The organism is Streptomyces sp. NPDC058092, assembly GCF_042884935.1.
GTDB lineage: Bacteria > Actinomycetota > Actinomycetes > Streptomycetales > Streptomycetaceae > Streptomyces.
Window position 1 is genome coordinate 376,695 of the sequence record NZ_JBHVSY010000003.1, and the last position, 22,553, is coordinate 399,247.

General features: G+C 69.4%; 24 protein-coding genes and 1 pseudogene. 9 read left to right on the plus strand and 16 right to left on the minus strand.

Translation table 11 applies throughout. The features are described from left to right. Positions 1–10 precede the first annotated feature (10 nt). A complete protein-coding gene (locus ACFVV1_RS07920) occupies positions 11–466 on the minus strand; it encodes an Lrp/AsnC family transcriptional regulator (protein ID WP_389986089.1) in 456 nt (151 codons plus the stop codon). A gap of 132 nt (positions 467–598) precedes the next feature. Here ACFVV1_RS07920 and ACFVV1_RS07925 point away from each other — a divergent pair, with 132 nt between their 5' ends. Next, positions 599–733, plus strand: a complete 135-nt coding sequence (locus ACFVV1_RS07925; protein ID WP_389986092.1) for a hypothetical protein — start codon at positions 599–601, stop codon at positions 731–733. Between the two features lie 8 nt (positions 734–741). On the opposite strand, the gene ACFVV1_RS07930 is transcribed toward ACFVV1_RS07925, so the two are convergent. Beyond that, entirely contained in the window at positions 742–1,422 is a 681-nt protein-coding gene (locus tag ACFVV1_RS07930) for a UbiX family flavin prenyltransferase (protein ID WP_389986095.1), read from the minus strand. Positions 1,423–1,561: 139 nt separating this feature from the next. On the opposite strand from ACFVV1_RS07930, the gene ACFVV1_RS07935 reads away from it, so the two are divergent. Next, positions 1,562–2,197: a rhomboid family intramembrane serine protease gene (locus ACFVV1_RS07935; RefSeq protein ID WP_389986098.1), complete on the plus strand. Its 636-nt coding sequence runs from the start codon at positions 1,562–1,564 to the stop codon at positions 2,195–2,197. Between the two features lie 28 nt (positions 2,198–2,225). Here the strand turns inward: ACFVV1_RS07935 and ACFVV1_RS07940 are convergent, their stop codons facing one another. The 4 genes from ACFVV1_RS07940 to ACFVV1_RS07955 form a co-directional block, all read right to left on the minus strand. Continuing rightward, a complete protein-coding gene (locus ACFVV1_RS07940; protein WP_389986101.1) occupies positions 2,226–2,891 on the minus strand; it encodes a DUF4232 domain-containing protein in 666 nt (221 codons plus the stop codon). Between the two features lie 479 nt (positions 2,892–3,370). Next, on the minus strand, positions 3,371–4,288 hold the full coding sequence (gene mqnP, locus ACFVV1_RS07945; RefSeq protein ID WP_389986104.1) for a menaquinone biosynthesis prenyltransferase MqnP: 918 nt from the start codon (positions 4,286–4,288) through the stop codon (positions 3,371–3,373). Continuing rightward, the gene (locus ACFVV1_RS07950; protein ID WP_389986107.1) at positions 4,285–5,742 is read right to left on the minus strand and encodes a menaquinone biosynthesis decarboxylase; all 1,458 of its coding nucleotides are present in this window, start codon (positions 5,740–5,742) and stop codon (positions 4,285–4,287) included. Before ACFVV1_RS07950 ends, mqnP begins: the two co-directional genes overlap by 4 nt. 127 nt (positions 5,743–5,869) lie before the next feature. Then, on the minus strand, positions 5,870–6,082 hold the full coding sequence (locus ACFVV1_RS07955; RefSeq protein WP_389986110.1) for a DUF397 domain-containing protein: 213 nt from the start codon (positions 6,080–6,082) through the stop codon (positions 5,870–5,872). A gap of 219 nt (positions 6,083–6,301) precedes the next feature. Between ACFVV1_RS07955 and ACFVV1_RS07960 the strand changes: the two genes are divergently transcribed. Both ACFVV1_RS07960 and ACFVV1_RS07965 read left to right on the plus strand, forming a co-directional pair. Further along, complete coding sequence (locus ACFVV1_RS07960; protein WP_389986113.1) at positions 6,302–6,700, plus strand: ATP-binding protein; 399 nt, start codon at positions 6,302–6,304, stop codon at positions 6,698–6,700. After that, entirely contained in the window at positions 6,697–6,903 is a 207-nt protein-coding gene (locus tag ACFVV1_RS07965) for a hypothetical protein (protein WP_389986116.1), read from the plus strand. The genes ACFVV1_RS07960 and ACFVV1_RS07965 overlap by 4 nt, the downstream gene beginning before the upstream one ends. Positions 6,904–6,977: 74 nt before the next feature. Here ACFVV1_RS07965 and ACFVV1_RS07970 read toward each other — a convergent pair whose 3' ends face one another. Continuing rightward, positions 6,978–7,346 (minus strand): DoxX family protein, encoded by a 369-nt coding sequence (locus tag ACFVV1_RS07970; protein WP_389986119.1) that lies wholly within the window; start codon positions 7,344–7,346, stop codon positions 6,978–6,980. After that, a complete protein-coding gene (locus ACFVV1_RS07975; RefSeq protein WP_389986122.1) occupies positions 7,343–7,939 on the minus strand; it encodes a TetR/AcrR family transcriptional regulator in 597 nt (198 codons plus the stop codon). The genes ACFVV1_RS07970 and ACFVV1_RS07975 overlap by 4 nt, the downstream gene beginning before the upstream one ends. 476 nt (positions 7,940–8,415) lie before the next feature. On the opposite strand from ACFVV1_RS07975, the pseudogene ACFVV1_RS07980 reads away from it, so the two are divergent. The 5 genes and pseudogenes from ACFVV1_RS07980 to ACFVV1_RS08000 form a co-directional block, all read left to right on the plus strand. Then, positions 8,416–8,823 (plus strand): annotated as a pseudogene (locus tag ACFVV1_RS07980) (SAM-dependent methyltransferase); the annotation flags it as partial. 72 nt (positions 8,824–8,895) lie between these two features. Further along, positions 8,896–9,300, plus strand: coding sequence for a PLD nuclease N-terminal domain-containing protein (locus tag ACFVV1_RS07985; protein WP_389986125.1), 405 nt, complete (start codon positions 8,896–8,898; stop codon positions 9,298–9,300). A 126-nt stretch (positions 9,301–9,426) separates the two neighbouring features. After that, positions 9,427–9,855, plus strand: coding sequence for a nucleoside deaminase (locus ACFVV1_RS07990; protein WP_383759724.1), 429 nt, complete (start codon positions 9,427–9,429; stop codon positions 9,853–9,855). Positions 9,856–9,977: 122 nt separating this feature from the next. Beyond that, on the plus strand, positions 9,978–12,170 hold the full coding sequence (locus ACFVV1_RS07995; protein WP_389986128.1) for a hypothetical protein: 2,193 nt from the start codon (positions 9,978–9,980) through the stop codon (positions 12,168–12,170). Continuing rightward, positions 12,163–13,728 (plus strand): hypothetical protein, encoded by a 1,566-nt coding sequence (locus ACFVV1_RS08000; protein WP_389986131.1) that lies wholly within the window; start codon positions 12,163–12,165, stop codon positions 13,726–13,728. Before ACFVV1_RS07995 ends, ACFVV1_RS08000 begins: the two co-directional genes overlap by 8 nt. 7 nt (positions 13,729–13,735) lie before the next feature. Here ACFVV1_RS08000 and ACFVV1_RS08005 read toward each other — a convergent pair whose 3' ends face one another. From ACFVV1_RS08005 to hemL, 8 genes are all read right to left on the minus strand, one after another. After that, positions 13,736–14,260, minus strand: coding sequence for an SRPBCC domain-containing protein (locus ACFVV1_RS08005; protein ID WP_389986134.1), 525 nt, complete (start codon positions 14,258–14,260; stop codon positions 13,736–13,738). Between the two features lie 55 nt (positions 14,261–14,315). After that, positions 14,316–15,404, minus strand: a complete 1,089-nt coding sequence (gene ccsB / locus ACFVV1_RS08010; protein WP_389986137.1) for a c-type cytochrome biogenesis protein CcsB — start codon at positions 15,402–15,404, stop codon at positions 14,316–14,318. Next, positions 15,401–17,194 (minus strand): cytochrome c biogenesis protein ResB, encoded by a 1,794-nt coding sequence (locus tag ACFVV1_RS08015; protein ID WP_389986140.1) that lies wholly within the window; start codon positions 17,192–17,194, stop codon positions 15,401–15,403. The genes ccsB and ACFVV1_RS08015 overlap by 4 nt, the downstream gene beginning before the upstream one ends. A gap of 5 nt (positions 17,195–17,199) precedes the next feature. After that, positions 17,200–17,964 carry a cytochrome c biogenesis CcdA family protein gene (locus tag ACFVV1_RS08020; protein ID WP_389986143.1) on the minus strand — a complete coding sequence of 255 codons (765 nt, stop codon included), beginning with the start codon at positions 17,962–17,964 and terminating at the stop codon, positions 17,200–17,202. Positions 17,965–17,968: 4 nt separating this feature from the next. After that, positions 17,969–18,580: a TlpA family protein disulfide reductase gene (locus ACFVV1_RS08025; protein WP_389986146.1), complete on the minus strand. Its 612-nt coding sequence runs from the start codon at positions 18,578–18,580 to the stop codon at positions 17,969–17,971. 67 nt (positions 18,581–18,647) lie between these two features. After that, complete coding sequence (locus tag ACFVV1_RS08030; protein ID WP_389986149.1) at positions 18,648–19,892, minus strand: hypothetical protein; 1,245 nt, start codon at positions 19,890–19,892, stop codon at positions 18,648–18,650. 382 nt (positions 19,893–20,274) lie between these two features. After that, complete coding sequence (locus ACFVV1_RS08035; protein WP_389986152.1) at positions 20,275–20,967, minus strand: histidine phosphatase family protein; 693 nt, start codon at positions 20,965–20,967, stop codon at positions 20,275–20,277. Further along, entirely contained in the window at positions 20,964–22,271 is a 1,308-nt protein-coding gene (gene hemL / locus ACFVV1_RS08040) for a glutamate-1-semialdehyde 2,1-aminomutase (protein ID WP_389986394.1), read from the minus strand. Before hemL ends, ACFVV1_RS08035 begins: the two co-directional genes overlap by 4 nt. Positions 22,272–22,553 lie beyond the last annotated feature (282 nt).

Consider the following 22,553-nt stretch of genomic DNA (forward strand, 5'->3'; position numbering starts at 1 on the left):
CACGTTACGCCTACACCTCTTCGGGAAGTTCCCCGACCCGGTCCTCCCACTTGGTGGAGAGCACGATCGTGGTACGCGTACGCGAGACGCCCTTCGTACCGCTGAGCCGGCGAATGGTCCGCTCCAGTCCGTCCACGTCACCGACGCGCACCTTGAGCATGTACGAGTCGTCGCCCGCGATGAACCAGGCGTCCTCGATCTCCGCGAGGTCCTTCAGCCGGCGCGCCACGTCCTCGTGATCGGCCGCGTCGGAGAGCGAGATACCGATCAGGGCCGTGACGCCGAGCCCCAGGGCAGCGGCGTCGACGGTGGCGCGGTAGCCGGTGATGACACCGGCGGATTCCAGCCGGTTGATGCGGTCGGTGACGCTGGGCCCGGAGAGCCCGACGAGCCGTCCCAGCTCGGCGTACGAGGCCCTGCCGTTCTCCCTGAGGGCCTGGATGAGCTGCCTGTCCACCGCGTCCATATGACTGAAACCTTCCATTGTTCAGCAGTACCGCGAGTTTACGTGTAGAATCTAAGGCATGCAGGCGTCATCGCCTGCAAATCTTCTCGAACATCCAAAAAATGCTTTCGAATCCTCAGGAGTGAGAACACCGTGTACACGATCGAGATGGCCTACGCCCGGATGCGCGAGCTGCAGGACCTGGCCAACCGCTCGCGTGCCCACCAGCCCGCCGCCGCGCACCGGATCGACAAGGCCCACAGCCCGCGCGCCACGAAGAAGCGCTGACCACCGGCTCAGCCATCCCGGCGAGAGCCTCCACCGAGCTCTCCCTCCCACCGGCGGTACAGGCCGTGCGGCACCCCCGCCGCGTCCAGCACCCGCCCCGCGACGAAGTCCACCAGATCCTGGATGTGCGTCGCCCCCGCGTAGAACGCCGGAGAGGCGGGCAGCACCACGGCGCCCGCCTCGTCCAGGCTCACCAGATGCTTCAGCGTCTGCCCGTTCAGCGGGGTCTCCCGCACCGCGACGACCAGCTTCCGCCGCTCCTTGAGCGTCACGCTCGCGGCCCGCTGGAGCAGATCCTTCGAGAGCCCGAGCGCCACCCCGGCCACGCACGCCGTCGAGGCCGGGACGATCAGCATCCCCTTCGCCGGGTACGACCCCGAGGACGGCCCCGCGGCGAGATCACCGGCCGGCCAGTGCCGTACGCCCTCGATGTCCGCGTCGCCCACATCGAAGGTGTGCGGCTTGCCGTCCGCCCCGCGCGCCAGCCAGCTGCGCAGATCCTCCTGCCAGTGCGCGTCGCGGAACGCGATCCCGGTCTCGTCCAGCAGCGTCAGCCGCGAGGCCCGGCTCACCACCAGATCGACGCTCTCCCCCGCGGCCAGCAGACCGCGCAGCACGGAGGCGGCGAACGGGGTGCCCGAAGCGCCTGAAACCCCGACAATCCAAGGCTGTCGCTGGTGCTGACTCATTGAAGTCCCGGAATCCACACTCCTGAGCCTATCCGGCGGCACGAAGCCGGAACTGAGTAAGGTGCCTCGGGCGTTCCAGGGGTGGGAACAGGGACGGCGGGCAACCGCAAGGAACGACAGGCGACGGCAGGGGGGCACGATGGCCGCATCGTGGGACCGGTCCGCGCCGTCGTGGACCGCGGGCGACCGCGCGAAGACCGCGGCCAGGCTGATGCTGGGCTGGGTGGCGTTCCTCTGGCTGCTCGAAGCTGTCGACGCCGCGACCGGCCATTCGCTGGACTCGTTCGGGATCGAGCCCCGCCGGGCCGGCGAGCTGCTGGACGTGGTGCCCGCGTCCTTCATCCACTTCGGCTTCGGCCATGTCGCCTCCAACAGCGTGCCGCTGCTGGTCTTCGGCTTCCTGGCGGCGCTGAGCGGCATCCGCAGATTCGCCGCCGTGGCCGCCATGATCATCGTGGTCGACGGGCTCGGCGTCTGGCTGGTCTCACCGGACGGTGCCAACACGGCGGGCGCGTCCGGGCTGGTCTTCGGCCTCTTCGGCCATCTGCTCGTCCGGGGGTTCGTGGACCGCAGGGTGCTGGACATCGCCGCAGGTCTGGTGGTCGGCGCGATATGGGGCTCGTCGATCCTGGTGGGGCTCTCCCCCGCCAACACCTCGGTCAGCTGGCAGGGCCATCTGTTCGGGCTGGCGGCGGGCGTGGCGGCGGCGTTCGTCTTCCGCCGCCCCGCGCGCGGCCGGAGCACGATGCCGCCCGCCCGGCCGCTCATACCGTAGAGCGCGGACGGATCCCCTGGTGTCCGGGTCAGCCCTCGCCCTGACCGGCGCTCCCCATCGGGCCGACCTTCACCTGGGAGCCGGAGCCGTCCGTGACGGGCAGCGTGTCGGCGCCCGGCCAGTCGAGGGTGACCGACTTCGTCTCGTCCGGCGGGGTCACCACCAGCCCCGTGATGCGGACGCCGGAGCCGCCCGACGTGTTGATCGGGTAGTTGATGCCGAAGTACACCGACTTCCCGTCCTTGAGGGTCATCGGGGTGGCCTTCTCACCGGTGCGCTCCGCGGACAGCGACCCCGAACCGGTCTTCAGGTCGACGCCCGCGTACCCGGAGAGCACGCAGTCCCGGCCGCCGCCGTTCTTCAGCTCCACCGCGACGGTCCCATCGGTGTCGCCGTCGATGGTGCTGTCCGTCGCCGTGATCTCCAGCTCGTCGGTGCGGCACTTGCCGACCTTGCCGTTCTCGTTGGAGCCGGTCCCGGCGATCGTGCCCTGCCCGCCGGCCCCCTTCCCGGCCGAGTCCTTCCCGCCGTCCTGATCCGAACCGCCCGAGCCCGAACCGCCGCTCGTGGAAGACGCGGTGGACGCGGACGACGGGGCGATCTGTCCCATGTCTTCGTCGCCGTTCTGACAGGCCGTGAGCGAGAGGCCGGCGACAACGGCCAGGGCGGCGAAGGTGAGCTTCTGTGCGCGCATTGTTTCTTCCTCAGCGTCGGTGGGGGGTGTCGGCCGCTCGGCACGGTCGGTACGAGCGAGCGTTTCTGATCACCAAGAGCCGCCCGGCCCGGCAACCAGTTCCGCCCAACCACCTGCTAATACACCCCTGTTACAGGCACAGCCAGGCACAACGCGCACCACCACCGGGCACACCCCGCCCGCACCGCCCCTGCCGCACCCGCTCCCTGCCGCCGTCCGGCAAGGGAAACAGGGGCCGGACACGGCGCGCCGCACCGCGCCGGGGCACGCCGCGGGCCGGCCGGGACGGCGGTTCCCCCCGCCGTCCCGCACCCGTCAACGTCCGCAGCCCACTGGGACGGACCCGTAACGCGGCGGTCCTTGACCACGGCAGGTGACATGCCTCCTCGACCCGCCTCCCCGCGCCCGCGCCCGCGCCCCGGGGCAGCCGTCCGTCGAGGACGAGGTCCTGGATCCGCCGGGCACGCCCCCGGGCACGCTCAGACGGTCAGGCCCCGCACCAGCAGGTCCAGGAGGGCGCACGCGAACAGCGCCATCCCGATGAACCCGTTGACCGAGAAGAACGCCCGGTTCAGCCGGGACAGATCGTGCGGGCGCACCACCCGGTGCTCGTACACGAAGGCGGCGGCGACGATCACCATGCCGATCCAGTAGAAGAGCCCCGCCTCCGTGGCCAGCCCGAACCAGACCAGCAGCCCGGTCGTCACCACATGGCAGACCCGCGCCCCCCAGAGCGCGGCCGGAATCCCGAACCGGGCCGGCACCGACAGCACCCCGTGCGCCCGGTCCGCCCGGACGTCCTGGCAGCCGAAGATCAGGTCGAAGCCGCCGATCCAGATCCCGACGGCGAGACCGAGGATCACCGCGTCCCACGACCAGCTGCCGGTCACCGCCAGCCAGGCACCGATCGGCCCTATCGCCTGCGCGATGCCGAGGATGGCGTGCGGGTAGTGGGTGAACCGCTTGCCGTACGGATAGACCACCATCGGCACGACGGCGACCGGCGCGAGCGCCAGACAGAGCGGGTTCAGCAGCGCGGCCGCCCCGAGGAAGAGGACGACGGCGATGATCGCCCCCGTCCACGCCGACTTCACGGACACCGCGCCGGTGACCAGTTCCCGGCCCGCGGTGCGCGGGTTACGGGCGTCGATCTCCCGGTCGATGATCCGGTTGCAGGCCATCGCGAACGTCCGCAGCCCCACCATGGCGAGGGTGACGAGCAGCAGCCTGACCCAGTGGACGGACTTGTCCGCCTGGAACATCGCGGTCAGGGCGGCGATGTACGCGAAGGGCAGCGCGAAGACCGAGTGCTCGATCATCACGAGCCGCAGAAACGCCTTGACCCTGCTGTTCGGCTGTACGGGCCCTGAGCCCAGTGCTGCTTCGGCGGCGCTCACAGTCCGTATTCCTTCCACCGGCGGTCGACCTTCGCCGCCGTCCCCGGGTCGGACTCGACCATCTCCGGCCAGCCCCCGTCCCGGGTGTAGCCCTCCTCGGGCCACTTCCTCGTCGCGTCGATCCCCGCCTTGCCGCCCCAGAACTGCTGGTAGGAGGCATGATCGAGATGATCGACGGGCCCCTCGGTGACGATCAGGTCCCGCGCGTAGTCCGTATTTCCGAGCGCCCGCCAGGCCACCTCGTGCAGATCGTGGACGTCGCAGTCGGAGTCCACGACCACGATCAGCTTGGTCAGCGACATCATGTGCGCACCCCAGATGGCGCTCATCACCTTCTGGGCGTGCTTCGGGTACTTCTTGTCGATCGAGACGATCGCACAGTTGTGGAAGCCGCCCGCCTCCGGCAGGTGGTAGTCCACGATGTCCGGCACGATGATCTTGAGGAGCGGCAGGAAGAACCGCTCGGTGGCCCGCCCCAGCGGCCCGTCCTCGGTCGGCGGCCGGCCCACCACGATCGACTGGAGCAGCGGACGCTTCCGCATGGTCACGCAGTCGATGGTCAGTGCGGGGAACGGTTCCTGCGGCGTGTAGAAGCCGGTGTGGTCGCCGAACGGCCCCTCGGGAAGCATCTTCCCGGGCTCCAGCCACCCCTCGATGACGACCTCCGCCTGCGCCGGGACCTGCAACGGCACGGTCTTGCAGTCGACCATCTCGATCCGCTTGCCCTGGATGAACCCGGCGAAGAGGTACTCGTCGATGTCCCCCGGCAGCGGCGCGGTGGAGGCGTACGTCACCGCGGGCGGCGCCCCGAACGCGATCGCGACCGGCAGCCGCTCCCCGCGCTTGGCGGCGACCTGGTAGTGGTTGCGGCTGTCCTTGTGGATCTGCCAGTGCATCCCGATGGTGCGCCGGTCGTGGCGCTGGAGCCGGTAGAGGCCCAGGTTCCGTACGCCGGTCTCCGGGTGCTTGGTGTGCGTGAGCCCCAGGTTGAAGAACGATCCGCCGTCCTCGGGCCAGGTGAAGAGCGCGGGCAGCCGGTCCAGATCCACGTCGTCGCCGGTGAGAACGACCTCCTGCACGGGGGCGCTGTCCGACTTCACCTTCTTCGGCGGCACGTGCACCATCGACCCGAGCTTCCCGAACGCCTCCCGCACCCCGACGAAGCCGTGCGGCAGCTCCGGCTTGAGCAGCCCGCCGATCTTGTCGCTGATATCGGCGTACGACTTCAGCCCGAGCGCCTTGAGCAGCCGCTTGTCGGTCCCGAAGACGTTCATGGCCAGGGGCATCGAGGACCCCTTGACGTTCTCGAAGAGCAACGCGGGCCCGCCCGCCTTGTTCACCCGGTCGACGATCTCGCCGACCTCCAGATACGGGTCGACCTCGGCCTTGATGCGCTTGAGCTCGCCCTCGCGCTCCAGGGCCCGGAGGAGGGAACGAAGATCGTCGTAAGCCATGCCGTCCAGTTTGTCATCACCGTCGGCGATCAGCCCGGGTGCCCCACCTCGGCGCCCCTCGGACGGAACAGGGACGCGCCCGCGCCACGGGGGCGCGGACACGTCCGGACGACCGGCTTCGCCGGGGCTACGGCCGCTGGAACCCGCCGTCCACCACACCACCCTCGAAAGCGGCCCACTCACCCCTGGTGAAGACGAGCGCGGGTCCGTCACCCCGGTCCTTGCTGTCCCGCATGGCCACGCGTCCGTCGCCGAGGAAGGCGACCTCGACGCAGTTGGCCTGGCCATCGCTGCGGCTGCTCTTGCGCCAGACCACGCCTGTCAGATCCGCACTGTTCACTTTCTTAGCTCCCTCGCTGCTCGCTTGAGAAGGCTCGCGCTGCCTGCTTCGTCAAGCGCCGAGCCCCAAATCGACGTGAATGCCCCGTCGTAGCGCTCGATCTCGAGGACGACCTCCTCCTGATCGCCTCCGAGTTGGTCACCAACGCCGTGACTGCAACAGGGACGCTCGAAAGCCACTCCCACTTGGGACGAGCTGGACCGGCTCCACCTCATTACGGTGCGCCTGGTTGGCCTGCGTGACAGCGTGGTCATCGAGGTGTGGGACGCATCGGGTGAATCGCCATCACTGAAAGACCCCGACGACGACGCGGAGACCGGACGCGGGCTGCATCTCGTCCAGCAGTTGGCGACGCACTGGGGCTCGTACGGCACGATGGGCGCCAAGGCAGTCTGGGCCGAGCTTCCGGTTTACTCAGTCGAACCGACACCCCTGCCCAAGCGTCGGAAGTCCGGACGATCCGCCGCTGGGCCGAGACCTGTACGGGGGCCGGATGCTGACCTCCTACGCCTCGTCCTGGCTGAGCTGCACACGCTGCAATACGCAACAGACCTGTTCGACATCGACCCAAGGGCCACGCCCGCCGGGGCTTCGGCCGTGAACGGGACGGATTCATGACGACTCACCAAGTACCGCCGGTGATCATGGAGTTCTACACCTCCACGATCATCGAGGCGGACCGGCTGTCCGTACCCGCCGACGGCGTCCTGGAGATGGTCCGCACCCAGGAACTCCTGCGCCGCTTCCGCGGCACTCTGCTCCAGACCGGCACCGAGTCCTACCGACTCCAGGCCACCTGCGACGAATGCGAAAACCACTGACTGATGGAGGACCCCTGTGACTTCGTGCCTGAGGGCGATCCCGACACTGTCACAACGACAGCGCCCGTGGTGAGTTACAGCCGCACGAAGCTCACCATGAGCACAGCCAAGGACAGCAGTAGCATGCCCAGGCAGTTGACCCAGAACACGGAGTTCAAGGCTCGCGCGCGAATGTGGGATGCGGCGGCCGCCAGGAAGTAGACAACGATCGCAGCAGTGGTCGTCATGGCGACGCCTGGCACCCAGAGCCCGACGATGAGCCCCACTACGGAGGCCGCCTTGAAGGTGATCAGCGCCCACCACCAGTCGCGCGGGAACCGTACGCCCTCCAGGCAGTCGACGATGAATCTCGGTGGACGGAGCATCATTGCGGCGTCGCCCGCCTGTATCCCGAGCAGGATCAGGATTGGCCAGACGGGAGACGGGAGTTCAGAGAGGGTCATCGGTCACTCTCTTCGTATACGGTGACGAATTCGGCGGTGCGCCGGATCCCGGTTGCCGTCTGCTGCCGGTCGGTGGATCCCGCGGCAAGCAGCATCAGCTCACCCAGGTAGCTGGTGAACATCACCTGCGCACCGTGCCGGGCGCGGGGGTCGGGTATTCCCGCCTTCACCATCGCGGCGGCGAGATTGTCCTCGGTCAGCGTGCGCAGCCCGCCGAGGGCCGCGTTCTCGGGTTGACCTCGGGTCAGGGTCCGGAAGTACGAGCGCGCGAGTTCGTCGTTCTCGGCGAACAAATCGAGGAACGGGTCGAAGTAATGGGCCAGGTAGTCGACTGCGGAGGCTGCGGACTCCGCCGCCGGTGGCGCGGGGATGCGGGCGGCGATGGCTTGGTCGTAGACAAGGCTCAACAGAGACTCCTTGTCCCCCACTGCCATGACGGCACCCACGGAAACACCCGCCTCCGCCGCGATCTGCCGCACCGTTGTGCCCTGGAAGCCACGCTCCTGGAAGAGTCTTTCGGCGGCCTCGATGATGCGGGTGGTGGTCCGCCGTTTTCGTTCGGCGCGAGTTGCCTGAACACGTTCAGTGAACATGTTCAGAAGATAGTCGGCGCGGCTACACCGACGCAATAGTGTCGGTCGGCACGGATTCAGAACGGAGGCCAGGGGCCGGGACGAACGCGGCGACGGCAGCACGGGGTGGTTCGCGAAGGCCCACTGTGCTACCCCACGGCTCTTTGTGGTTGGTGCCTGAACTGCGGATCCGGGCCTACCGCACGGACAACAGCCCCACCTGATCCACAAAGGAGCCGAGCCCTTCCGAACCGCGCCTGTCAGGGACGCGGGCCGACAGGGCCCGGTGACACACAAGCTATCGCCACCCACCCCACTTCATCGCGGACACTCCAACCAGCACGACCCCGATCAAGAAGTCACCCGATAGAGGTGGCTCTCATTCACTTTGACGATCACGGGCCTGTGTCGTTGTTCGTCCCCTTCACGGATGGAGCAACCCGGCCCCGGAACTGACCGATGCAGTGGCTCTCGTTCACCCCGATAAAAACACCCGCCGAGTGGTCCGGCCCGGCGGGCTCGTCGCCGCGGCGGGCATCAACCGGTACGCCTCACTGTTCGAGCACACCGCCTTCGCGCACCTCGACCGCCCGGCCCTTCAGGACGGCATCGGCCGCATCCTGGCCACCGGTTCGCACGACGGCAAGAAGGGCTTCACCGAGGCCTACTTCCACACCGGCCCCGAGCTGGAGGCCGAAATGCGCGAGGCGGGCCTCACCGACACCCGGGTGTACGGCGTCGAGGGCCCCGCCTGGGCCCTGCTGAAAGCGGCCGAGCAGCACACCGGGGAGTCCCTCACCGCATCGCGGATGTTCGCCTCCGCGCTGGCCGCGGCCCGCATGGCGGAGCCGTACCCCGACCTGCCGGCCGCCGGTTCCCACCTGCTCGCCGTGGGACGTCATTGACACCGGCTACTCTGGGCGCGTCACCGGGGCGGGACAAGCCCCGCCATCTCTCCGCGGGGGGACCTTTCCACCATGTTCCGGGCCCTGATCTATCTCCTGCCTCTGGCGCTGACGATCTACGCGTTCATCGACTGCCTGAACACCCCCGAGGACGAGGCCAAGCACCTGCCGAAGATCGCCTGGGTCTTCATCATCCTGCTGTTCTGGATCGTGGGCCCGCTCGTCTGGCTCGCCGCGGGCAAGCTGCGCCAGGCGCCCGCCGGGGGCCGTACGCCCTCCGAATGGCATCGCAATCACCGCTCGCAGTGGGTGGCGCCGGACGACAATCCGGAGTTCCTGAAGGCGCTGAAGGAAGAGAACAAGAAGGACGAGTCGCTCCTCAAGGACTGGGAGGCGGATCTGCGCCGCCGCGAGGAGGAGATCAAGCGCCGTGAGAGCGGGGCGGGGCCGGAGGAGTCGGCGCCACCCGCTTCGTAATCGCGAAGGGCCGGCCGGCCCTTGTCGGCGGCCCGTACATGTCGCTGGGCACGCTGCGGCCCTCGTGGGTGCCGGGAATCCGCTGTCCACACGGTGGAGAGTGGACGCGTGAACGACTACCGCGCCATGCTCGCCACCGCTCTCGCCGAGGCCCGGACCGGGCTCGCCGAGGGCGGCATCCCCATCGGCGCCGCGCTGTACGGGCCGGACGGCACGCTCCTCGGGCGAGGGCACAACCGCCGGGTGCAGGACGGCGATCCGTCCCTGCACGCGGAGACGGCGGCCTTCCGCGCGGCCGGGCGGCAGCGCTCGTACCGGGGCACGACGATGGTGACGACGCTCTCGCCGTGCTGGTACTGCTCCGGGCTGGTACGGCAGTTCGGGATCTCGCGGGTGGTGATCGGCGAGGCGCGGACGTTCCACGGCGGGCACGACTGGCTGGCCCGGCACGGGGTCGGGATCGTGGTGCTCGACGATCCCGAATGCATCGCGCTCATGCGGGACTTCGTACGGGATCGGCCCGGCCTGTGGAACGAGGACATCGGCGCCGGCTGATACACCCGGCCCCCATCCCGCGTCCCAATCGTTCGAAAATCTACACCTCGCTCCAACACCCTGCCGATATCCTGGTGTTGACGGTGTGACAGATCGGATGGGGCATCGGCGCTGGGGGTGCTGTGGAGAGAGATCTGTACGGGCGCGAGGCGATCTTCGGCGATGACGGACTTGCGGCGCGTCTGACCGGTCTCACTCCGTACGGCTCCGCCCGGGTCGCGTACGAGCATCGCGACGATCCGCCGGTCGCCGTGCTGACCGGTGGCCGCGGCATGGGCAAGACGGCCGTACTCAAGCAACTGCGCCATCTGTACCGGGAGATCACCCCGGTCGCCCTGGTCGACTGCGAGGCCGTCGTGCCGCCCGCGGACCCGGGGCCCGGCTGGACTCCGGTCACCGGGGCACTGCCGGAGCTCGCCACCCAGCTGACGGCGAAGGTGCATGCCGCGCGGCCGGTGCCGTTCCCCCGGCTGAGCCTGGGGCTCGTCGCCGTCGCCTCGATCTCCTGGACGCGGGAGGACGAGACGCAGGCGCAGCGGGATCTGCAGTCGCTCGGCCCGGTGCTGGCGACCGTCGACACCCGCGGCGACGCGGCGACGGGCTGGGTCACCAAGGTGCTGACGAAGCTGGCGGCCAGTGCCTTCGACTCGGTGGTGCCGCTGGCCGGGATGGTCGCGGAGGCGACGATCGAGACGGTGCTGGAGGAGTCGTTCAGCCGGTTCCAGCGGCGTGCGGCGGACTGGTACGGGAGCTATCCGCACGCGGGCGGCAACGGCAGGATCGGGCTGCGGCAGTTGGCGGTCGATTTCGAGCGCGGCGGTGATCCGCGCCGCCGGGCCGAGGATCATCTGGTGCTCGCGCTGGTCGCGGATCTGGTGCGGGCGTACGGGGGTCTGGCGCGGGGTGCGCGCCGGGGCCGTCCGGTGCTGCTGCTGGACAACGCGCACACGCTGCTGGGCCGGCAGCTCGTCGAGCCTGTGCTGCGGCAGCGGGCCACCGGGGTGCGCGATCAGATCGCCGTGTTCGCCTCCTCGCGGGCCCGTGGCCACGTGGGGCTGAGCCATGCGGTACGCAGGCGGCTGCCCGAGGTGGCGCACGGTTCGCACTGGGTGCGCGGTTCGGAGGTGACGTCCGGGATTCTGGCCGTGGAGCTCACCGCACTGAGCCCGGCGCATGTGCAGGCGGCGTTCGACCGGCACGATCCGGTGGGCCGCGCCCCGGCCGGGCTGGCCCGTGGGGTGCACCGGCTGACGGGCGGGCGCCCGCTGGGCGTGGCGCTGCTGGCGCAGGCGGCGGGCGAGGCGCTGCTGCCGGGGGCGGCGGGCGAGGCGCTGCTGCCGGGGGCGGCACAGTCGGGGGCGCCGCGGCCGGGGGCGCCGGCACCCGAGTCGCTGGTGCCGGGGGCATTGCTGGACCGGACGGTGGAGCTGCGTGAGGACCGGGCGCCGGTGCGGGTGGCGGACGAACTGCTGGCGCGGCTGCTGCCGGGGCAGCAGCTCGACGTGCTGAGCGTGCTGGCCGCCGCCCACGGTGAGGACTCGGCACGGCTGCTGGCCACGGCCCGGCTGCGCGGCCGGTCGCTGGACGGCGATGTCGCCCTGCGGGTACGGGATGTGCTGCGGGCGCAGGACTGGCCGGTCGGCCCCGAGTACTTCGTCGCCGACCCGCTGCTGCGGTCGCTGCTGCTGCACCGGCTGCGGTTCCAGGACAACGACCATCCGGACTACGCGGCGTGGCGTGCGGTGCATGGGACCCTGCGTGCGGAGTACGCGCCCGGGGGCCACTGCCGGAGCGTCCCGCATCAGCTGCACCAGGAGCTGGTGCTGGGCAGCACGGGGAACTGCGTGACGCATCTGCGGGAGCGGTTCACCGAGCGGAATGTGACGGCGTGGCTCGACTCGCTGCGGTTCATCGCCTCGGCACCGTATCCGCATCCGCCCGGCCATGCCGGTCCCGATCCGCGGCGGGCGGTCGCGCTCGGCCGGGAGGAGTCCGGTTCGCTGCCGGACGAGGAGACGGGGCTCCAGGGGCTCGGCGAGCAGGCCGTGGAGCTCCAGTTGCGGCTGCGCAGGCTGCTGCACGCCGTATGGCTGCTGTCCGATCCACTGGCTCTCCCGGACGAAGAGGTGATCGACAAGATGGCGCACGAACTGCGACAACTGTCCGGCAGGCATCCGACGGGCAACAGTGTGCTGTGGGACGCGGCGACGCACTGGCCGCGGGACATCAGGGCCTGGCACCCGCTGTCCATGCCGCCGGGCACGGGCGGAAGCCGGGACGGGCAGCGACGGGGGGACGGTGGCTCGGATGCGTAATCCGCTGCGGTATCGCGTCTGGTACACGGCGCGGCAGAAGGTCGTCACCACGGTGGTGGCCGGCGCCCTGCTCTTCACGTCCGGCTGGTACAGCATCGGCCGGCTCACCGAACCCGAGGACCGCTCCTGCGCGACGGGGGTCGAGCGGCCGCAGGGCAGCGACGAGTGCATCGGCATCTCCAGTGACGGCTACGACTTCGGGCGGTCGAAGCTGACCGAGGTCGCGGCGGCCATCGCCCGGGAGAACGCCACCCTGAAGCCGGGCCGGTACGCGACGGTCGCGCTGCTGCTGCCGCTGACGTCGACGGACGAGGCCATGCAGACGAAGATGCGGCGCGAACTGCAGGGCGCGTTCGCCGCCCAGTACCGGGCCAATCATCTGTCGAACGAGCAGGTGCCCAAGATCCGCATCGTGCTCGCGAACACGGGAAAGAACAACCTGCTGTGGAAGCCCGCGGTGGACCGGCTGAAGACGATGACCGGCGCCCCGGACCACCTGCGGGCCGTGTCGGGGGTCGCCACCAGCAGTACGCCGGTCAGAGCGGCGCTCAAGGAGCTGACCGCCGCGCACATCGCGGTCGTCGGCACCACCATCACCGCCGACGACATCGCCAACGGCCCGGGCGGCGACCCGTTCCCCGGGCTGGCCCGCGTATCGCCGACCAACCGGGACGAGGCGCGGGCGCTGGCGCACTTCGGGCAGGTGAAGGCCGACAAGGCGCTGCTGGTCCAGGACACCCGTACCGGGGACCACTACACGGACACGCTGCGGGCGGCGTTCACCTCGCTGGTGAAGGGCACGCAGTACGAGCCGGAACTGTTCACCTCGCGCGAGGACCCCAACGACGAGGGCACCACGGCCAATACGTTCCAGCAGATCACGCACATCATCTGTGACACGGACGCGGAGACGGTGTTCTTCGCCGGACGCCACACCCAGCTGCGGCAGTTCATCAACGCGCTGGGGGCCCGGGGCTGCCAGAGCCGCCCGTTCACCATCCTGACCGGCGACGAGGGCTCGTACCTCGGCAACGACAAGAAGCTCGACCGGGACGCGCTGCGCCGCAAGGTGACGGTCCGCTACGCCTCACTGGCACACCCGGACGCCTGGACGGCGGCGAAGGACAAGGGCGGCGCGGCGACCGGCGGCTCCGCGGCGGACTACCGGAGCTTCCTGGAACTGCTGGCCACGGTGGCGAAGAAGCCCGTGGGCCCGATCGGTCCGGCCCGTCACCAGGATCTGACCGACGGCCAGATCATCATCGCGCACGACGCGATGTCGCTGGCCGTGCACGCCGTCCGCCAGGCGACCCCGGAGGACAAGCGGCTGCCGCAGCCCGCGGACGTGGGTGAGCAGTGGCCGCGGGTGAAGGGTCCGTTGCGGGTGTCGGGGGCCGGCGGCTGGATCTGCCTGGACAACCACGGGAACCCGTACAACAAGGCGGTGCCGGTGGTGGAGCTGGCGCCCGAGGACGCCCGTCAGCGGTTCGTGGCGATCGCCTGGCCGGAGGGAACGCCGCCCGACCCGAGGTGCCTGCCGCCGTCCTCGGCGCCGTGACGCCGCGTCACGGCTCGGCCGCGTACTCCTCGCGCAGCTCCGCCCACCGGACCGGGGTCCATCTCGTCCAGTCGGCGGGGTAGCCGTCGAGCGCGTCCACGAGGTAGCGGAAGTGGTCGTGCCATTCGGCGAGGCGGTCCAGGCACAGCGCGTCGTCGCCCCGGAACTCGTGCCTGAAGCGCAGCAGCACATGGTCGCCGCGCGGTGGCTCCAGGTGGAAGCGGATGCGGCCGTGGGCCCCTTCGAGGGTGTATTCGGCGACCCGCTCGACGTCCCAGGCGGTGACGGTGCCGGAGGCGGCCGAGGCGTGCCCGTCCCGGTCGGTGGTCAGCCGGCGCAGTGTGATCGCGCCACCGATGCGCGGTTCGAACGGATCGGCGGCGCCGAGCCAGCCGGCCAGCCCCTCGGAACTGGCAACGGCTGCCCACACCCGTGGAACGGGGTGGGGCAGCCGGAGCAGGAACCGCAGAATGTTCAGGTCACCGTGGGTCTCGCTGGTGCCACGCTCGATGACGGGGGTCGCATCGGTCATGGTTCCAGCGTGGCCCGGTGGACCGGGATCCGCACCCGTACGGGGCGGGCGCCGGTCAGACCCCGGCGTAGGAGTGCTTGCCGGTGACGAAGATGTTCACGCCGTAGTAATTGAAGAGCCAGCAGCCGAAGGCGATGAGGGCCAGGTAGGCGGCCTTGCGGCCCTTCCAGCCGGCGGTGGCGCGGGCGTGCAGGTAGCAGGCGTACGCGACCCAGGTGATGAAGGACCAGACCTCCTTGGGGTCCCAGCCCCAGTAGCGGCCCCATGCGTCGCCCGCCCAGATGGCGCCCGCGATGATCGTGAACGTCCACAGCGGGAAGACGGCGGCGTTGATGCGGTACGAGAACTTGTCGAGCGTCGCGGCGGCGGGCAGCCGGGAGAGCACGGACTGCGCGAACGAACCGGGCTGCACGCCGTTGGCGAGCTTGCTCTCGTAGCTGTCACGGAAGAGGTAGAGCAGGGTGGCGACCGCGCCGATGTAGAAGACGGCGCCGCAGATGATGGCGGTGGAGACGTGGATCCACAGCCAGTACGAGTGCAGTGCGGGCACCAGCTGGTCGCTGGAGGTGTAGAGCACCGTGGTCGCGATGCCGAGGTCCAGCAGGACGGTGGTGACCAGGAGCAGCCCCATCCAGCGGACGTTCTTCTTCAGCGCGAGGAGGGTCAGGTACGCGCCGACCGCCACCGTGGAGAAGGTGATGGAGAACTCGTACATGTTGCCCCACGGGGCACGCTGCACGGACAGCGCGCGGGCGAGGACTCCGCCGGCCTGCACGAGGAAGGCGAGCACGGTCATGGAGACCGCCATGCGTCCGTACAGGTCGCCCTTGAACGTGCCACCGGCCGCGCCGGGCCCGTCCGGGACGTCGCGGGAACCGGCAGCGGAGCGCGTGATGATCTTCGGGCGGTCCAGTACGGCGGTGGCGCCGCCCTGCTGCGCGACCTGCACCTTCACCGAGGCCCCGGCGCCCTGGGCCTCGGCGTCGGTCAGGGCGGCGGCGGTGCGGCCGACCTTGCTGCGGCTGCCGAACACCCATTCCGCGATGTGCGCGAAGAAGGCCAGGGTGTAGACGGCCATCGACGAATAGATCAGCACATTGCTGGTGTGCGCCAGGTTCTCGTTGGTAGCGGCGGCGAGATTCACTTCTCAGCCCCTTCGGCAGGTTCTACGGAGGATTCTTCGACGGAGTCGGAGTCGGAAGCGGAGCCGGGGTCGGATCCGGGGTCGGTGTCGGGGCCGGGCGCGGTGGGCGCCACGGCGAATAGCGTGACCGCGAGATCGGCCAGCTCCTCGGGAAGCTTCGCGGACTCGCTGCGGCCGAGACCCGCCATTTCGACGACGGTGACGCCGTCCGCACCGCGTACGGCCCGCACCCAGACCCGGCGCCGCTGGATGAACAGGGAACCCGCGAGTCCGGCGATCGCGGCGACGGCCCCGGTGAGCGCCCAGCCGCTGGCGGGCTGCTCGGAGATCTGGAAGCTGGCCCACTCCTCGACGCCCTCGAAGGTGATCGAACCGGCGCCGTCGGGAAGCTTCATCGTGTCGCCGACCGCCAGCCGCTGCTTGAGCTGCTTGCCCTTGCTGTCCTTGAACTCCGTCATCTTGGACCTGTCCAGCTGGTACACGTTCTGCGGCAGTCCGGAGTCGACGCCGAGGCTGCCCTGGTAGCCGTTGAGGGCGAGCACCGGCATGTCGGCGGCCGGGAACTGCGAGAACATCGTGCCCTTGCCGTCGCCCGCGAAGGTCGGCACGAAGAAGGCCTGGAAGCCCAGCTGGGTCTTCTTGCCGTTCTTGTCGCGGTAGCCGTCCATGACCTTGATCGCGCCGGTCGAGGTGACGTTGTTGTCGATGGGCAGCAGCGGCACGGCGTTCCGGTAGACCTCCTTGCCGCTGCCGTCCTTGACAGAGACGACGGGCGCGTAGCCGTGCGCGTTCAGGTAGACCTTCGTGCCGTCGACGACCAGCGGTTCGTTGACCTTGATGACGGTCTTCCGCGGCTTGCCGTAGGCGCCCTTCGAGTACGTCACATGGGCCTCGTAGGTCCGGGGCGTACCGATCTGGGGGCCGTTGCGCTCGTACGTGCCGATGAACTTGTCGAGCTTGAAGCTGAACGGGGCGAGCTCGTCGGTGTCGAACAGCGAACCGGACTTGAAGTCGTCGTACTGGGGCAGCGTGTTGGAGAAGCCGTCGCCCTCGACGATCAGCTTGGCGCCCTCGAACTTGAAGAGCTGTCCGAAGGCGAAGGCCACCAGCATCACGATCAGCGCGATGTGGAAGATCAGGTTCCCGGCCTCGCGCAGATAGCCCTTCTCGGCGGCGACCGCGTCCCCCGCGGTGTGCGCGCGGTAGCGGCGCCTGCGCATCATGGCGAGCGCGGCCTCGCGGACCTGCTCGGGCTCGGCCTCGGTGCGCCACGTGGTGTACGCGGGCAGCCGGGTCAGGCGCTTGGGGGCGCCCGGCGGGCGGCTGCGCAGCTGGTCGATGAACTGGCCGGTGCGCGGCACGATGCAGCCGATGAGCGAGACGAACAGCAGGATGTAGATCGCGGAGAACCACACCGAGCTGTAGACGTCGAAGAACTGGAGCTTCTCGTAGATCGGCGTGACGGTGGTGTGGGCGTCCTTGAAGGTCTGCACCTTCGTTTCGTCCACGCTGTTCTGCGGGATCAGCGAGCCGGGGATGGCACCGAGCGACAGCAGGAAGAGCAGGATCAGCGCGACCCGCATCGAGGTGAGCTGCCGCCAGAACCAGCGGGCCCAGCCGATGACGCCCATGGCCGGCAGGGTGGCCGCGGCCTCCTCGCGCGGGGCGGTCGAGAGCTGGGAGCCGGCCGCGCCCAGTTCGCGGGCGTTCTCCCGGTCCTGCTCGTCCCGGATCTCCCGCTCGTCCCGGTGCTCGCGCTCCGGGGCCGGGTTGGACTTGGTGTCGCTCATGGAACTCAGATCCCCACAGTGAAGCCGTTGGACCAGCCCTGCAATTCCTGCATCATGGTGTCCCAGACGCCGGTCAGCAGGAGCAGCCCGGTCGCGATCATCATGACGCCGCCGATCCGCATGACCCATGCGTAGTGGCGCTTGACCCAGCCGAAGGCGCCGAGCGCCTTGCGGAAGGCGACCGCCGCGAGCACGAAGGGCAGACCGAGCCCGAGGCAGTACGCGACGGTCAGTATCGCCCCGCGTCCGGCGGTGCCCTGCTGCATCGCGAGGAAACTCACCGAGCTGAGCGTCGGGCCGAGGCACGGGGTCCAGCCGATCCCGAAGAGGGCGCCCAGCAGCGGTGCGCCCACCAGGCCGGTCACCGGTCTCTTGTGGATACGGAATTCGCGCTGCGTCATCCACGGCATCAGGCCCATGAAGAAGATCCCCATCAGGATCATCAGCACACCGAGGATTTTGGAGAGCGTCCCGCTGTGCTCCTGGAGGGTCTGGCCGAAGAAGCCGAAGAGCGCGCCGCCGGAGACGAACACGGCGGTGAAGCCGAGCACGAAGAGCGAGGCGCCCGCGACCATCCGCCCCCGCCTGGCCTGCGCCAGGTCCGTACCGGTGACGCCGGTGACGTACGAGAGATAGCCGGGCACGAGCGGCAGGACGCACGGCGAGAAGAACGAGACGAGTCCGCCGAGTACGGCGATGGGCAGGGCGACGACCAACGCCCCGTTCTGGACGGTCAGGTTCTCGCCCTGGAGCGCGGCAAGGGTGAGCACGGAATCACTTCTCCGCGATCAGCGGGTCGATCATCTTGTGCAGCTTGTCGGAGTCGAGCGCGGTCAGGGAACGAGCGGCGATCTTCCCGTCCCGGTCGAGCACCACGGTCGACGGAATGGCCTGCGGACGCAGCGTGCCCTTGGGGAAGCGGAGCATGAGCTTGCCGGTCGGATCGAAGAGGCTCGGGTAGGGGACCCCGTAATCCTTCTCGAAGCTCAGCGCGGGGCCCTTCTGGGCGTCGCGCGTGTTGATCCCGACGAACTGGACGCCCTTGTCCTTCGTCTCCTTCGCCACCCTCGCGAAGTACTGGGCCTCCAGACGGCAGGGCCCGCACCACGAGCCCCACATGTTCAGTACGACGACCTTGCCCTTGTAGTCGGCGACGTCGAGCTGCTTGCCGTCGAGGGTCTCACCGTCGAGCTTCGGGGCGGCCTTGCGGTCGCCCTTGGCCACGGTGGAGATTCCGCCACTGCCCGTGACGAAGTTCGTATTGCCGCCGCCACCCACCTTGTTGTCGTCGCCACCGCACGCCGTCAGCGTGAGTGCGAGTGCGACGACCGCTGCGGGGGCGGCGAGCAGGGTGAAGCGGCGTCGAGGTGCGCGGCCATAGCTCATGTGAAAAGTTTCGCATGGCGGTTGCGGCGATCTCGGGCACCCCCCTCGGTGCCCGTAAAGCCCGTTGTCAGGCCCGTTTAAAGAAAGCGTTCCAGCCGCCTTCGGGCGCCTGTCCGACGCTCAGCGTACGGAGCTTGTCGAGCACGGCCGGGGTCTGGACGTCGAGCCAGTCGACGAACTGTTTGAAGGAGACGAGCCGCACATCCGGCTTCCCCGCGATTTTCTTGAGCGCTTCCTCGACCGCATCCATATAGATGCCGCCGTTCCACTCCTCGAAGTGGTTTCCGACGTAGAAGGGCGCGCGATTCGTCGTGTACGCACGGCTGAAACCGGCGAGATACGACTGGGTGGCCTGCTTGCGCCAGCCCGGATAACGCGAGGGCATGCCCTTGGTCGAATTCAGCGACTGGTTGGCGAGGATGTTGTAGTCCATCGAAAGGACTTCGAAGGAGTGCCCCGGGAACGGCATGCCCTGCAGCGGCAGGTCCCAGAGGCCCTGACGCTTCTGGGGCCACACCTGAGTGCCACCGGGCGAGCTGGCGTCGTAGCGCCAGCCGAGCTTGCGCGCCGTGGGCAGCAGATTGTCCTGGCCGAGCAGGCAGGGAGTGCGGCCGCCGACCAGTTCCTTACGGTAGTCGAAAGGCAGCGGATCGAGGTCGGTCCAGCCGGTGTTGGTGCGCCATTCGGTGACGAAGGAGACCGCCTGATCGATTTCGCTCCGCCACTGGGAGGGCGACCAGTTCGCGACCGATCCGGAACCGCCGCAGAAATGTCCGTTGAAGTGGGTGCCGATCTCGTGCCCGTCGAGCCAGGCCTGCCGGACGTACTTCAGCGTCTGCTTGATGTGGTCATCGGTGAGATATCCGATGTCGGAAGCGCCGACCGGGTTGTTGGGCGGCCGGTAGACGGTCTTCTTGGACTCGGGCAGCAGATAGATGCCGGAGAGGAAGAAGGTCATCGCCGCGTTGTGATCCTTGGCGAGTTCCAGAAAGCGCGGGAAGAGCCCGTTGCCGACCTCGCCCGCCCCGTCCCAGGAAAAGATCACGAACTGCGGCGGCTTCTGCCCGGGTTCGAGCGGAACCGGCGCGGCGGGCTGGTGCGGCTGCTTCCCGGTGTCCGCGGTGGAACCGTCGCCGATCTCCCGGACGTCCTTCTTGGCGGGCCCGGTCCCCCGGGTGTGCCCGTCGGCGCCCTTCTCCCCCGTATCAGCGCCCGGCCGGCCCGTGCCGGAGGAACCGCACCCCGTCAGACCGATGGCGGCCGCGGCCCCAAGCCCGGCTCCGAGCAGACCCCTTCGGCTGATGTCGCGCATGAGTTCCCCATCTGCGGTCGCCTTGCCTCAAGTCCATACAAACTGACAAAGGCTTAGATGAGGGAAGCAGCGCAGAGGTTCCTCTGATTAGCATATTTTTCTTTGCGCGACCAGACCTCGGCCGTGACCGAACGTATGGCTGAGCGAGCCGGCCGCGGCGGGAGCAGGGCTCAACCGCCGACGAAGTGATCAACCGCTGAAGGGGACTCGGTCCCCGGTCCCGAGGCGGCAGCAGAATCGCCTGCCTCGGGACGGCAGCAAAAATCGCCGGACGGGCGGAAAATCAAGCCCGTCCGGCGATTGAGGACAGAACGGCAACCGGACGACCGGGAAGACCGGCAGGCCGGGGCCCGGCGCACCCCCACCGCCGGCCCCGGGCCGGCTACGCGCCGAACGCCTTCGACTTCCCCTTCACCGGCTTCGCCCCGGCCCGCAGATGAGCCGGCACCAGATCCCGCGCCGGCTCCGCGTACCCGACCGACACGATCTTGTCGCCCTGGTACGTGAAGCTGGTCAGCGACGCGAGCGTGCACTGCCGCTTGCGCGGGTCGTGCCACAGCCGCCGCCGCTCCACGAAGCTCCGCACGATCCAGATCGGCAGCTGATGGCTGACACACACCGCCTCGTGACCGCGCGCCGCGTCACGCGCGGCGTCCAGGGCGCCCATCATCCGTACGACCTGCTCGATGTACGGCTCGCCCCACGACGGCCGGAACGGATTCGTCAGGTGCTTCCAGTTGTCCGGCTTGCGCAGCGCCCCGTCACCGACCCCGAAGGTCTTGCCCTCGAAGACGTTGGCGGCCTCGATGAGCCGCTCGTCGGTGGCCAGGTCGAGGCCGTGCGTCTTGGCGATCGGCGTGGCGGTCTCCTGGGCCCGCTCCAGCGGGGAGGCGACGACATGGGTGATGTCGCGGTCCTTCAGGTGCTCGGCGACCCGGTCCGCCATCTGCCGGCCCAGCTCGGAGAGGTGGTAGCCGGGGCGGCGCCCGTACAGCACGCCCTCCGGGTTGTGCACCTCTCCGTGGCGCATCAGATGGACGACGGTGACGTCCTTGCGGGGTCCGTTCCCGCTCATGCGGTGGCCTCCGATGCGGCGCGGGCAGCGGCGGGCAGGGCGGCGGCGATGCGCTCGACGGCCTGCGTGTCGTGGGCCGTGGAGACGAACCAGGACTCGAAGGCGGACGGCGGCAGGTAGACGCCCTGCGACAGCAGCGAGTGGAAGAAGGCGGTGAAGCGGAAAGCTTCCTGCTGCTTCGCGTCCTCGTAGTTCCGCACCGGCCCGTCGGTGAAGAAGACGGAGAACATGTTGCTCGCCGTCTGCACGGTGTGCGCCACGCCTTCCTTGGCGAGCGCCTCGCTGACCAGGCCGCGGATCTCCGCGGAGACCGCGTCCACCTTGGCGTACGCCGCGTCGTCGAGCAGCCGCAGCTGCGCGAGACCGGCGGCGGTGGCGACCGGGTTCCCGGAGAGGGTGCCCGCCTGGTAGACGGGGCCGGCCGGGGCGAGGTGCGCCATCACGTCCGCACGCCCGCCGAAGGCCGCGGCCGGGAAGCCGCCGCCCATGACCTTGCCGAAGGTCATCAGGTCGGGCCGCACCCCGTCGACGCCGAACCAGCCGGCCTTCGAGGTACGGAATCCGGTCATGACCTCGTCGGAGATGTAGAGCGCACCGTTGGCGGCGCAGATCTCCTTGAGCCCGGCGTTGAAACCGTCCAGCGGCGGTACGACACCCATGTTGCCCGGCGACGCCTCGGTGATGACGCAGGCGATCTCGCCGGGCTGCGCGGCGAACGCCTCCCGCACGGCGTCCAGGTCGTTGTACGGCAGCACGATCGTGTCGCCGGCCTGGGCGCCGGTGACCCCCGGGGTGTCCGGAAGGCCGAAGGTCGCGACCCCGGACCCGGCGGCGGCGAGCAGCGCGTCGACGTGGCCGTGGTAGCAGCCGGCGAACTTCACCACCTTGGCCCGGCCGGTGAACCCGCGGGCGAGACGGATCGCGGACATGGTCGCCTCGGTGCCGGACGACACCAGCCGCAGCTGCTCCACGGGCTCGACCCGGGCCACGATCTCCTCGGCGAGCGCGACCTCGCCCTCCCCGGGCGTACCGAACGAGGTGCCGCGGCCGACCGCCTCCTGGACCGCGGCGATGACCTCGGGGTGGGCATGGCCGAGGATCATCGGCCCCCACGAGCACACGAGGTCGACATACTCACGGCCGTCGGCGTCGGTGAGGTACGGACCGGTACCGGACACCATGAAGCGGGGCGTACCGCCCACGGCCCGGAAGGCACGGACGGGAGAGTTGACGCCGCCGGGCGTCACGAGGGACGCGCGGTCGAAAAGCGTCTGCGAAACTGGGGCTTCATATTGATAAGGCAGTTCGGTCATGACCTGCGACTTCTCCGACTCCGGGGGGCTAGTGACCTCCCCAGGGTAGGACAGCGCCCGTACACGGCCGGGCGCGAAAGATTCCGGCCACCGAAAGCCCGGCGAGCACATCCGTCGCGCGACGACCGGGCATCGGCCCCCTCGCGTCTGCGAAACTGGGCGACACAGGGAAAGCTCACACAAGCCATGGTGTCCGAGCCACGGACGGTCTTGCGGACAGGTGTTTCACCGCGCGCCCGTGGGGGAGGTCACTGACACGATGATCGGGTTGCG